The sequence below is a fragment of the Collinsella sp. AM23-17 genome (genome assembly GCF_003470945.1).
Taxonomy (GTDB): domain Bacteria; phylum Actinomycetota; class Coriobacteriia; order Coriobacteriales; family Coriobacteriaceae; genus Collinsella; species Collinsella aerofaciens_O.
On the sequence record NZ_QRHU01000009.1, the window covers coordinates 89,059 to 91,166 of the forward strand.

Consider the following 2,108-nt stretch of genomic DNA (forward strand, 5'->3'; position numbering starts at 1 on the left):
ACGAGGATTAATCTTACGTGATGCCCGCATCCTATGCAAGAACTTTTTTTGAAAAGTTTCGCGACGCCCTCGCGAGCCTCATGAAGGCATCAGACACCACGGAAGGCGCAGGCAAACGCAAACTCGCCGCAAGAGGCCCCTACAACTCAGCGAGCATGATCCAGGCAGAGCTGTCCTGCACGAGCCTGCCGTCTGCGAGCGGTGATGAGGTGAGCAGGACCCTGCCCGCCGGCAGCTCCACGGGCGCTGCACCGAAGTTCGTCACACACGCCCAGCCGTTGTCGCGGCGATAGGCGATGACGCCGCCCTCAGCGCCCTCGGCACCATCCGCAAGGCCGGTGCGCCCGTCAAGATCGAGCCACGCGAGATCGTTGGCGCACCCGCGCAGCTTGCGCCGCAGCCAGAGGGCGTCACGATAGAGCGCAAGCATCGATGTCGGGTCCGCTTCTTCCCTATCGGCAGCGTAATCGGAAAACCATGCAGGCTGCGGCAGATGGGGCGCCGCATCGGCGTCCGCCGGTGAAAACCCAAACGATCCGCCCTGCGCGGGATCGTCCGCCGCCACCCACGGCAGGGGCACACGGCAGCCGTCGCGCCCCTTCTCGCGCTTCGGTCCGTGCGTATTGGTCGCAGTAGGATCTTCGAGTACAGCCCACGGAATGTCAGCCACCTCAAAAAGGCCGAGCTCCTCACCCTGATACACGTATGCCGAGCCCGGAAGCGCCAACTCAAGCAAAAGGGCTGCCCGCGCGCGGCGCTCGCCGAGTTCACGGTCCTCGTCATAAGACGACCCGTCGCGTAAGAGCCAGTCGAGCGCAATCTGATGGTAGCGCGTCGCCTTGATTTGCGGCAGGGCATAGCGTGTCGCCACGCGCGGCACGTCGTGGTTGGAGAGTACCCAGGTCGAGGCGGAATCGGATTCGATGGCCGCCTTCAAGCCCTTCTCGATTGCAGCGTGCATGTCATCATAGGTCCAAGTGGCCTTGGCGAACTCAAAGTTGAATGTCTGGCCAAGCTCGCTGGGGCGTGCGTAGAGATACTGGCGCTCGGGCAGAACCCACGCCTCGGCAACGGCGCTGCGCGGCGGATCATAACGGTCGAACACGCGGCGCCACTCGCGATAGATCTCATGGACCTCGTTGCGGTCCCACAGCGGATGGGTGCCGTCCTCAACCATGTCATCGCCCTCGGCGAGATGCCACCGGTCGAGGTCATCGCGGTCGAGATCCTTGGCGAGACCGTGCGCCACATCAATGCGAAAGCCATCGACGCCTCGATCGCTCCAAAACGCCAGGACGTCGCAAAAGAACGCATGAACCTCGGGACACGACCAGTCAAAGTCCGGCTGCTCGGGCGTAAACATGTGCAGATACCACTGACCGTCCGCGACGCGCGTCCAGGCGGGGCCGCCAAAGTTGGCATTCCAATTGGTGGGAGGCAGCTCGCCGTGCTCGCCGCGACCATCGCGGAAGATATAACGGGCGCGCTCGGGTGATCCGGGGCCGGCGGCAAGAGCGGCTTTGAACCAGGGGTGCTGGTTGGACGAATGGTTGGGCACGATGTCGACGATGACCTTGATGCCGTGCGCATGAGCCGCAGCGATCATGTCATCGAAGTCGTCAAGCGAGCCGAGACGTGGGTCGACATCGCAGTAGTCCGCCACATCATAGCCGCCATCGACAAGAGGCGATGGGTAAAACGGGCTCAGCCAGATAGCCTCGATGCCCAGCTGCTCAAGATAGTCCATCTGCTGGGTAATGCCCGCGATATCGCCCAGACCCGAACCAGTCGAATCCTTAAACGAGCGCGGATAGATCTGATAGATCGCGGCATCGGACATCCATGGGCGCGACGAGGACTTTTCTGTAGCCATGGGATGAGTCTCCCTTGCAACGAGGTTTTGCGAGATGCCCACGATGATACGCCCAAAGCGGACATTCGCGGCAAACAACGCCACAGCCACGCCCCAAAACGCTCGCTCCCTCTCGGGTTCGAGTCTCCTGGGACGAATCGATCGATCAGTGAAAAGAACGGAAGGCCCACTCCTCCGGCCACGACAGACACTATGACCCAATCCAGGGGCACGGAAACGACAGGAGCCCCCGCTC

At 62.2% G+C, this 2,108-nt stretch carries 1 protein-coding gene; it reads right to left on the reverse strand.

The genetic code is table 11. The features are described from left to right. Positions 1-139 precede the first annotated feature (139 nt). Positions 140-1,873, reverse strand: coding sequence for a glycoside hydrolase family 13 protein (locus DW645_RS04870; RefSeq protein ID WP_233540715.1), 1,734 nt, complete (start codon positions 1,871-1,873; stop codon positions 140-142). Positions 1,874-2,108 lie beyond the last annotated feature (235 nt).

What these genes read in the sequence shown, in the direction of transcription:
- DW645_RS04870 (WP_233540715.1), bottom strand. Translation starts at nt 1,873, where the DNA reads ATGGCTACAGAAAAGTCCTCGTCGCGCCCATGGATGTCCGATGCCGCG.